This window comes from Rhizobium sp. SEMIA 4085 (assembly GCF_013004495.1).
GTDB classification, from domain to species: domain Bacteria; phylum Pseudomonadota; class Alphaproteobacteria; order Rhizobiales; family Rhizobiaceae; genus Rhizobium; species Rhizobium gallicum.
Window position 1 is genome coordinate 1 of the sequence record NZ_JABEPH010000219.1, and the last position, 10,227, is coordinate 10,227.

General features: G+C 57.0%; 7 protein-coding genes and 3 pseudogenes. 6 read left to right on the forward strand and 4 right to left on the reverse strand.

Translation table 11 applies throughout. The features are described 5' to 3' along the window. A pseudogene (locus C9413_RS20445) lies at positions 1-550 on the reverse strand (hypothetical protein); the annotation flags it as partial. 338 nt (positions 551-888) lie between these two features. Here C9413_RS20445 and C9413_RS20450 point away from each other — a divergent pair. Beyond that, positions 889-1,261: pseudogene (locus C9413_RS20450) on the forward strand (IS110 family transposase); the annotation flags it as partial. Positions 1,262-1,552: 291 nt separating this feature from the next. Here the strand turns inward: C9413_RS20450 and C9413_RS20455 are convergent. Both C9413_RS20455 and C9413_RS20460 read right to left on the reverse strand, forming a co-directional pair. Next, complete coding sequence (locus tag C9413_RS20455; protein WP_040114304.1) at positions 1,553-2,749, reverse strand: M20 aminoacylase family protein; 1,197 nt, start codon at positions 2,747-2,749, stop codon at positions 1,553-1,555. A 584-nt stretch (positions 2,750-3,333) separates the two neighbouring features. Continuing rightward, positions 3,334-3,627 (reverse strand): MFS transporter, encoded by a 294-nt coding sequence (locus C9413_RS20460; protein WP_223844071.1) that lies wholly within the window; start codon positions 3,625-3,627, stop codon positions 3,334-3,336. Between the two features lie 14 nt (positions 3,628-3,641). Here C9413_RS20460 and C9413_RS20465 point away from each other — a divergent pair. Both C9413_RS20465 and C9413_RS20470 read left to right on the forward strand, forming a co-directional pair. After that, positions 3,642-4,117 (forward strand): annotated as a pseudogene (locus C9413_RS20465) (transposase); the annotation flags it as partial. Further along, positions 4,117-4,461 carry a hypothetical protein gene (locus C9413_RS20470; RefSeq protein ID WP_170250830.1) on the forward strand — a complete coding sequence of 115 codons (345 nt, stop codon included), beginning with the start codon at positions 4,117-4,119 and terminating at the stop codon, positions 4,459-4,461. The pseudogene C9413_RS20465 and the gene C9413_RS20470, both read left to right, overlap by 1 nt. Before the next feature lie 535 nt (positions 4,462-4,996). Here the strand turns inward: C9413_RS20470 and C9413_RS20475 are convergent. Next, complete coding sequence (locus tag C9413_RS20475; protein ID WP_170250831.1) at positions 4,997-5,881, reverse strand: MurR/RpiR family transcriptional regulator; 885 nt, start codon at positions 5,879-5,881, stop codon at positions 4,997-4,999. Positions 5,882-6,107: 226 nt separating this feature from the next. On the opposite strand from C9413_RS20475, the gene C9413_RS20480 reads away from it, so the two are divergent. From C9413_RS20480 to C9413_RS20490, 3 genes are all read left to right on the forward strand, one after another. After that, positions 6,108-7,433 (forward strand): aspartate aminotransferase family protein, encoded by a 1,326-nt coding sequence (locus C9413_RS20480; RefSeq protein ID WP_040114307.1) that lies wholly within the window; start codon positions 6,108-6,110, stop codon positions 7,431-7,433. Between the two features lie 15 nt (positions 7,434-7,448). Continuing rightward, on the forward strand, positions 7,449-8,000 hold the full coding sequence (locus tag C9413_RS20485; RefSeq protein ID WP_170250832.1) for a carboxymuconolactone decarboxylase family protein: 552 nt from the start codon (positions 7,449-7,451) through the stop codon (positions 7,998-8,000). A 1,130-nt stretch (positions 8,001-9,130) separates the two neighbouring features. Next, a complete protein-coding gene (locus C9413_RS20490; protein ID WP_040114309.1) occupies positions 9,131-10,192 on the forward strand; it encodes a C45 family peptidase in 1,062 nt (353 codons plus the stop codon). Positions 10,193-10,227: the final 35 nt, after the last annotated feature.

Below are 10,227 nucleotides of genomic sequence, written 5' to 3' on the forward strand. Positions count from 1 at the left end.
TGCGCTTTTCGCCTCGCAGATAGTTCTTCTGTTCCGCCAACGCATCAATGGTGCGGCACAATCGCACACCAATGCTGCCGAGACCCACGGCTGGCTTAAGAATTACCGGCAGGCCGATCTCCGCAGCAGAGGTTTCTATCTCCCTCGCATTCGTTGCTAAGCGATAAGCGGGTATGGGAACGCCCGATTGTGCGAGGAGCTGGCGTTGAGTGAATTTGTCGCAGCATCGTTCAATGGACACGGGATTCGGTCCCGGCAATCCGAAATGGCCACAGAGCTTGCCAACAGTGATATAGACATCCTCTCGGACGCTCGTAATGCCAGCGATGTCATAGCGCGCACGTAGCCGGGAGCATTCACAGATCAGCGCATCGAGATTCTCCGTATCAACGCGGATTGCTTCAAGCCCTTCTGTCGCAATATAGTCGTACTGAGCTGGATCAGCCGCTAGGGTAATTGGGTGAAGGCCAAGACGCTGGGCCGCTCGGACGAATTGCGGACCAGTACCCCTTACACTGCCTTCAACCAGGATAAGCGCCTTTCTTGCCATAGGTCGTTCCTCCAACGTTGCATGCTTCACTATCTTTCTGCCCTGTCTGATCTCAGACGTTGGGATGAAGGTACAATGGTCAGGGGTCTCTGTTCGCAAAGTTTTTGCAAATTTATTCAAAGGATTCATTGCAAATCTATTGCAGTGCTGAGAGTTAGCGCCGGCGCCTGGTTCCTACCAGTCTAAACGGAAGGCCAAAGGAGTGCGGCTAAATGGTGGAGACCCACCAGGTTGTCCTCGTTGTGAACGAGGCGTGGGAGCCGGTGGAGTGGACGCCCCCCGACGGCATCAAATGTGCCAAAGTGCGGGTGTGTTTAGATCCAGCAAGGAGGGCGTCCATGAACGACATTACCATCATTGGCTTGGATTTGGCAAAGAACGTGTTTCAGATCCACGGCGCAGGTCCGGACGGGAGGGTTGCCCTGCGCAAAAAACTAAGCCGCGGCAGATTGCTCGAGTTTTTCGCCAAGCTGCCCATCTGTATCGTCGCGATGGAAGCATGCGCCAGCGCGTATTACTGGGGACGGGAGATCAGCAAGGTCGATCATAATGTCAGATTGATCATTCCTGCCTGCGTGAAGCCTTTCGTCAAACCCCAGAAGAACGATGCCGCCCACGCAGAAGCGATCGCCGAAGCGGTCTCTCGACCGACGATGCGCTTTTGTCAGCGTCAAGAGCAAGGCCTCATCCATGGCGTTCAAGGTTCGCGACCGAGCGCAAGCTCGTCGTCATCTGGCATCTGCTAATAAAGGGGGGAGCTACGCGTGGGCAACGCGCTGTCCCTGCACACCAAGAACCTGCGCGACGTGGATCTCAAGGCGATCATCGGCCGGCGCACGGACAAAAAGGACCGGCGCATGCTGACAATATCAAGAGCCCCCCGGAAAAAGAGCGCCGCTGGCACGGGCATTAGACTAGGGGGGACTGTTTGCGCACGCACGTGGAAATGAGTGCAACCACGCAGGAAACAGTTCAGCGATCGCAAAGGGAGATACCGCGCACTTATCGCTCCGCCAAGCAAACGTCGGCTTCACGTCCCAAAATCTCCTCAACCAGCTTGACCCAATAACCAATGCCGTAAGGTAGCGCGTCATCATCAAAATCGAACGCCGGATTATGACATGCAGCAGTCGGTCCGTTACCAACTAGGATATAGGCCCCAGGTCGCGCTTCTAGCATATAAGAGAAGTCTTCGCCGCCCATAGATACTCTGGGTGAGTCGTTCACACAGGAATCCCCGACAAGCTTTCGTGCCGCGCTCATCGCCGTCTTTGTCTCCTCAGGGTGGTTGACTGTAGCAGGCACCGAACGCATGTACTTGAATTCAATATCTGCGCCAAATCCCTGAGCAATCCCACGAGCAACAGCAGGAATCTCTAGCTCAGCGAAATCTCGAAGCGTTGGCTCAAGAGTTCTAACCGTCCCGGAAATCTCGACTCGATCAGGAATAACATTGTATGCTTGGGCAGCATTCAGCTTGGTGATTGATACAACCAGAGATTTCAAAGGGTCTGTTCTGCGGGAAACAAGGGCCTGTAGACCCAAAACGATCTGAGCACCGATAACGACGGGATCAACCGTGCGATGGGGGTGTGCTGCATGGCCGCCTTTACCCTTCACGATAATATCAAAGTCGTCCTGCGAGCCCATGATCGGGCCAGGGCAGATGCTGAACTTGCCGATATCGACGCCAGGCGTAATGTGCATCCCGAAAACCTTGGATATACCGAAGCGGTCCATGATCCCCTCCTGAACCATCTTCAGAGCCCCAGACGGAAGTTCTACCTCTTCCGCCGGTTGAAAGATCAACGCTACAGTCCCCTTGAAATTCCGAGTTGTCGCCAGATGTTTCGCTGCACCTAATAACATGGCCGTGTGTCCATCGTGGCCGCAGGCATGCATATTGCCAGGGACTTTCGACGACCATGGTTTGTTAGAAGCTTCAACGATCGGAAGAGCGTCCATGTCTGCCCTGAGTCCGATTGTTGGCCCCACTCCGCCTTTGCCCTGAATTAGGGCGACTAGGCCGGTTTCGGCAATCCTGGTCTCAATATGATTGATTCCGAAAGAGGCTAGCTTTTCAGCCACGTACCTTGCTGTATTTTCCAGGCGATAGTCCAACTCCGGATTTTCATGGAGATAGCGGCGCCATTCCGTCGCCTCGCTCTGTAGTTCCCGGAACGTTTTGATGTCTGTCATGCTGCAGAGTCGCCTCTAAATATTCTTCGTTTGTTAAGCGGAGGCTTACCGCTGGTCGCGGTACATTTGACCGAAATCTTGATTGCTACCCGTGCTAAAGTCCAGATCGCTTGAAGAAACCACAAGATATCCACCCACTTGGCAGCAGCTTGTGGCCTAGTGCGCACTTCTGCCTCAGTTCCGATGTCGCTGATCATAGCCAGCAATAGGTTGATTTCATCAGATTGCGCAGTTAAACAGATGAGCAAAATCGCAGCTCATGTGCAATGTCTGCGTCAAAAAGCGGCGTACTTTGATTGAGTTTGCCCGTACGCGCTGGGTGAACTTGCCGGCGTGTACAGTCGAATGATATAGAGCCGGTTGGCCGAACGGAGGCTGGCAGGCGTTTTCGAACCTTCGTCTGGATTGCGCCGTCGACGGCAGCGTCGAAGACGATAAACGCGTCGTCCGCAAACGGCAGCGCCGGAACGATACTTTTGATCGCTCCGGCGATTCGTTGTGTGCAGAAAGCTGGTGCTAGCCGACCAGCCGACGGCGATGACGGCCCCCAACTCAACCTTGGCGTCTTTCGGCAAGCTTTCGCCTCATGGGTGACTATTCGGCCTACGGCCCAGGCACGCTCGATGAGAATGGTGAGCGCTGGCGGATGGTGCACCCTGGTGCTTTGTCCGCAGGTGAGAGGCGGTAGTTAAGTAGAAGATAGTCCGTCCAGGTCGCTTACGGTATGACTCGGCCCTATGAGAAGGCGTTTGGAGATATCGTTGAAGACTCCAATAGCGAGTTCCGCCGCGGCTTAGGGCCCGCGGCCGCTCTGCCATGAGATCAAGGAATGCATCCAGTTTGCACTCGCGAATTCGATACTCGGTCTTGACTGAAATAAGCCCGCTTCGACAAAGGCAAGGAGGCCAAGCTGTGCTTCATGGGGCACGGGCTGATGGAAAACCGCCATGGCCTGCTGGTCGATGCCTGCCTGACCGAGGCCAGCGGATATGCTGAACGGATAGCCGCGCTGCACATGATCGAGCCCTTCACTGAGCGGACACAAGCGATCACGCTGGGTGCCGACAAGGCCTATGACACAAAGGACTTCGTCCAAGATTTGCGGTCAATGAAGGTGACGCCCATGTGACGCAGAACGTCAATGGTCGCCGCTCGGCCATTGATGGTCGCACCACGCGCCATTGCGGCTATGGGGTCAGCTTGCGCATTCGCAAGCGCATCGAGGAGGCATTTGGCTGGATCAAGACCGTCGCCGGGCAGGACAAGACGAAGTTCCGTGGCCGCGACCGCGTCGGATGGGCCTTCACCTTCGCGGCCGCAGCCTACAATCTGGTGCGGTTGCCGAAGCTCATGACGGAGACAGGCTGATGGCCAGAGTGTCTCCCTTCGCGAAGGCCTTCGCCGGTCGCTGGCTCATCGTCGAGATGGACAACTGGGACAACGACGTTCTCGATCTCGTCGAAGAGGCGCATCTGACATTCCAGCGCGCAGCAGACGGAGAAATCGCCTTCGTCGCGCTCAAAGGCTTCCTCGATGTCCGCTATGGCGCGCGCGATGGATCAGCCTGTGCGGAGTTCTCGTGGGAGGGACAAGACGAGGGCGACCCGGCCTGTGGTCGCGGATGGGCTGCTCTCGGCTCCGCCGGACGCCTTGCCGGGCACTTCTACATCCACAACGGAGACGATTCAGGCTTCGTCTGCGAACGCGACTGATTTCTTCAACAGCCTGCTAGGAGCAATGGAGCAATGCGTCCTGTAACGACCTTTCTCTGCCTTCTTGTGGACGACGTCAGCCGGCGCCTCGGCACCCCAGGTCAATAAGCGCAGCGAGCTAACATTGGCGATGTGCAGTTTCACAGCCATACTTTGCGTAGCCGCTGGGACGGAGTGGGAGCAACCACGACACTCGGCCGGACGTGGGCGTGGCTTTGACAGGCGGACGATGGAATTCGTCGACCGTGTTTCACTCGGAAAACTCAGTTTGCTTTCGCCGAAGTCACCGCGATGCCAAACACATACGTCATGCTGAAGCTGATAATTTAAGTGATCGTCGCCATCCGACAGTCGCGGATTCCGCCGCGGTACCGTGACAGAACGATGGATGTCCAAGATGTTGTCCTTCGCGGCGTCGAATTTGTTCATTATCAGAATGTGTTGGTGCAGGGCCAGCGCAAATGTATGCCGTTGCGTTACCCTCTGGCTACAGGCGCGCACCGAACGGCCTATGGCCTGTTGGGTGAAAATCGGTTCAGATCTTTCGCCGCGGAATGGTTGTCGCGTACGTGTTCATCGAAGAAAGGTGGCGATCGGCCTGCTTCAGGCCTTCAAGCGCTGCAGCTCGGTCCTGGGCGGCCACTAGCCCGCATAAGACCTCCGAGACGGCGAGAGCCGGCGTCAACGTATGAAAGAAGGTTTGGCTCTCGGCGGGAAAGAGGACGATGTGCTCCGCAATCGTCACGAGCGGGGAAACCTCGCTATCGGTAATCGCAACAATAACCATGCCCTTTTCACGGGCGGCCTCCGCCAGGACCAGCGTCTGCAGTGAGTAAGGGCTAATAGAAATGGCCAACAGGACATCGTCGGCGCTGGCACGAATGAGTGCATCGCCGCTCGTGCCGGCCGGACCATCGAGATATACGGACTTCTCGCCAAGCAAGGTCATAACGTAGTGGAAATGCCATGCTACTGAATGGCAAGAGCGTAGCCCAAGAACATAGATCCTCCGAGCTTTTCCCAGTCTGTCGGCTATTGTGCTTAGGCTAGAGAGTGTACCGGTTTCGCAGAGACGAGCGATTTGCACGGAGAGACTCTGGAGCATTCGATATGCCAAACCCTCACCGTCGATTGCACCTTCGTCTCTCTGCAACGCGCGTGCGACAAATCCGTCAGTGCTTACTCGAATAACGTCAGCATGCTCACCACGAAAATCTTCATATCCGGAGTAGCCAAGAAATTTCGCCAACCGCGTCATTGTAGAGGGCTGCACGTCTGCATTGCGAGCTAACTCGCGCATCGAAACGAGCGCCACTTCCTGCGGATGCTCCAAGATGTGCCGAGCCGCACGCTGCAACTGTTCAGACATGTCGTCAAATCGTTCTATGATACGTGTGTGCAGAGGTCCCTTTTGCAACATTTGCCTCGCGTTAGCTGCTTTAATGCAAGTGAACCATGTCTCGCAGGAAGGAAAAAGTCAAACACCAAGGAACTTGCGCGCTTGCCCATTTTCAACGTGACTGGAAAGAAAACAAATGCAGCACAATCCGTTTTAGTAAAACATATGTTGCATTTTTGCTAGAAACCTGCAAATCAGAAGATCGAGCGCACCAGCGCATGGGCCTAGTAGAAACTCCGAGATTACAATGAGCAGAATCCTTCATCGAACGATTGGTATAGGGCTCCCAACAGCCGTAGCGGGAGAAGGAATCTACATCACGGACCGCGAAGGTCGAAGCTACATAGATGGATCAGGTGGCGCCGCGGTCAGTTGCCTAGGCCATAATCACCGGGAAGTCCTGGAAGCGATGAAGGCACAGATGGGCCGGATCAGCTACGCCCACACCTCGTTTTTTACAACCGACGTGGCTGAGCGGTTGGCCGAGCAACTCGTTGAACTCGCCCCGAAAGGGCTCGATTACGTCTACTTGGTTTCGGGCGGTTCTGAAGCTGTCGAGGCTGCCCTCAAGATGGCGCGTCAGTATTTCGTCGAAATTGGGCAGCCCCAGCGGCGCCATATCATAGCGCGTCGGCAGAGTTACCACGGAAATACGATTGGCGCATTGGCAACAGGCGGCAATGCCTGGCGCCGCGCGCAGTTCAAGCCAATCCTGCCCGAAACCCATCATGTCTCGCCCTGCTATGCCTATCGCGACATGCAGGTAGGCGAAACACCGGAGGCCTATGCCGAGCGACTCGCCGTAGAACTGGAAGCCAAGATTGTCGAGTTGGGCGTAGACAAGGTCATGGCCTTCGTAGCCGAACCGGTGGTGGGTGCAACGCTCGGCGCGGTCGGGCCCGTTGCTGACTACTTCAAACGGGTTCGGCAGGTCTGCGACAAGTACGGTATCTTGCTTATTCTCGATGAAGTAATGTGTGGAATGGGCCGAACCGGTACGATCTTTGCTCTGCAGCAGGAAGGGATAGTTCCGGAGCTTGTGACCATTGCGAAGGGCTTGGGCGGCGGCTTCCAGCCGATCGGTGCGGTGTTGCTTTCTGAGAAGATCTATCGAGCTTTTGCGGACGGCTCGGGTCTCTTCCAGCACGGACACACCTATATTGGTCATCCGATCGCGGCGGCGGCGGCCAGCAAAGTGGTTGAAATCCTGCAGCGCCCGGAGACTATGTCGAACGTTGCCAAAATGGGCGAACGTCTCCAGGCCGGACTTGATGCCGCCCTCGGCCAATCGCCCTACGTTGGCGACATCCGTGGCCGCGGTCTTTTCCGCGGTGTGGAGTTAGTGGTGGATAAGGAGACCAAGCAGCCTTTCGATCCATCGCGCAAACTTCATTCCCGAATCAAGAGGGAGTCGATGCAGCGGGGCCTGATGTGCTACCCGATGGGCGGCACCATCGATGGGATAAACGGGGACCATGTGCTGCTGGCGCCCCCATACATTATTCAGCCGGAGCAGATCGACCTGATCGTAGAACGGCTCGCTGCGGCGATCAATGCTGCTGTCGCGGGCTAGGAGACTGTCCCTGTCATGAAAGAATCTACCATCACGAAATCTCCGTGTCCGCCCATGAGCGAAGAAGACTGGCCCACCGAGATCACGGATATGAAGGCGGGCTTTGCCGGTGGATTGAACGTCTACCGGACAATGGCTCATCACCCCGCCTTGCTGAAGGCATGGGCTCCGCTGCGGCAACACATTGTCATAGACAATGCTCTTGGTGCTGTTCGGTCTGAGCTTGTGATCCTACGGGCTGCCCATCGGATGGGCTCGCCCTATGAGTGGGCTCACCATGTCAGCCGTGCCCGTGCACTCGGGATTTCGGACACACGCATTTCCGCGATGCGAGGCTCGCCAGAGGGAGAGGATGGGCTCATTGCCCGCGCTGTCGACGCACTTTTCGATGCATCGCGTTTGCCTCTGGATGTCGAGAATGAGGTTTCTGACGCCATGGGAAGGCAAGCCACATTCGACCTTATCGCGACGGTTGGCTTCTATACCATATTGGGCTTCATCTTGATGACCTATGACACTCCCATCGATGAAGCCGTTGAGAGGGAATTCGCAACGCGGCCGATTTAAGACCGTGAGTCTTTCCGAATGCGTATGTCAGAACTGCACGGCAGGCCGGAGCGAATATGTGGGAGTTCCTTGTCCTCCGTTTATCTTTTAACCCGCAAACCGAGCCAGCTCAAACTATCTCTAAATAACAAATTTTACACTTGGGCTTGCTCGGCGGAACAGCAGCCGCAGCTGAAGCATAAAGACACTCGAAAAGAGTCGTTTGCTGAGCAAGCACACCACACCAGAGCCATCAGAATGCTTTGCCCGCTGCCTTCAGTAGTTCCGCGAGTTCCGGATCGACGCGGGCAACACCGCGATCCGGGTTGTAGACAATACGTTATGCCTTAACACCCTCGCGTGGCCGGGCGAGATAACTGGCGTGCAGTCTCGCTACTACAGCTCGCCACCCAGGTGTTCGGCGATACCCTCGCTACGCGCTCGATGTGCGAACAGAAGCGGGCGGCGGATAAAATAGCGTATTCAGATAATCCCCGGGTCGGACCGATGCAGAGGATGGAACATTTCAGAGTCCGCCAGTTTCTGCAATCCGTATTTCAGCAGCCGATGCATTTTGGCGCACAGGCCTCTCCGCAAGGAGTTACGATTTCGAAAATATGTGCTCCATAAGGTTATTCAATGGTGAGCTTCAGCACCGCGTGTAACTTGCAGAAGGTCTGCGGGCGCGATGGAAGTCTACATGCCCTGCAGGATGGTCTCAACTATTGCAGCGACGGCAATGGTTGGTATCTTCGTGCGTCTCAGCCTGGCGTCCGGCGACTCGGCTGCCGTCGTCGCCGGCGAAGCGGCCATCTCACATTTGATCTGCGGCCAGCCGAGACTCGACGAGCCCCTGCTGAGCCAGTTCACACATTGGGAGCCCAGCCTCCTCGGCAGCGTCCTCCGGGCCTCAATTTTCACGGGGCGCTCCGTTCTCCAACTTATGTAGCATCGGCTGATGCCGACCATTTCGCTGTCGATCTTGATGATCGCGCTTTGGTCGCATTCTCGTATGCGCATTATATCCTCCTGCAGCTGAGCAGTAGGACCCGACGAGCCACAGCATGAAACCGATCTCCTGCCGGGGGAGCTCAAGGCGCGCCTCGGGCCGGTTGTCCAATGCTTAACCCCGACTCGCAGAAAGTAGTCATATGTCCAGAAATCCCATCTCCCGCCTCCGCGCCAAGGGCGACGCCTTCTCCATCGGCTTCGCAATTGGGCAGGCCAGTGCCTCCAGCTTCCGCGAGCGCGCCCTAAGCACCGAGCACTATCGTGCGCTTGACGCCCGCTGGCGCGGATCGGAGTATCTGAAGACCCTGGAATCCGCCGCCCGCGCGGCCTATCCCCGCTTCGTGCGCGAGATCGAGGGGATCGCTGCGGGCTCTGGAGAGGATTTCGAAACACTCTTCCTTTGGAACTGCCGGGCCGACCTACGGCTTCCCGAAAACGTCTCCCCAGCAACGAAAGCCATCGCCGCCACGGGCTGCACTTCACTCCTGATTCCGGCGAAAGCCGACGGCCCCGCGGTCATCGCCCATAACGAGGATGACCGTGCGGCGTTTCTCGGCGCCTGTCTCTGGGTCGAGGTCGAGCCCGACGAGGGCCCGGCTTGGAGCAGCTTCACAACTCCCGGCATGTTACCGGGGAATACATTCGGCTTGAACGAGGCCGGGCTCGTCCAGACGATCAACAACATCACACCCCACGATCTTCAGCCAGGCGTGTCACGGGCGATCATCTGCCGCGCGATCCTCAGCGCGAGAGGGCTGGACGAAGCACTCGAGATCCTGAAACGCAAAGACCGCGCCAGCGGTTTTCATCACAATCTCGGTGAGGCGAAGTCGCGCCGGCTCGCCTCTGTCGAAGCGCCGGCTTCGGGCTGCGCGGTTCGGGAAGTGGCCTCCGCCCGAGCCCATGCTAACCACCTGCTCTTCGGAGAGTTCGAAGGACTGGAGCAGACGATCACCCTCTCTTCCCGCACCCGGCAGGAGGGGGCGGACCGGATGATCGCGGAAGGTGCGCTCGCGGGGGGGGCGGAGGCGGTGCTCTTCGACGAGACCAGCCCGATCTATTGCGACACAGACCGGCACAACAACTACGCCCAGACCCTCGCCACCAGCGTCTTCGCACTTTTCCCTGACCGCGTCGAATGGCGCGTGCACGCCGCGCCGGACGAGCGCGACGTGCTCAGCGGAACGATGCGCGTCGTCTAGTGCATGGTTCCAACACTTGGTGCCCCACTTTGACG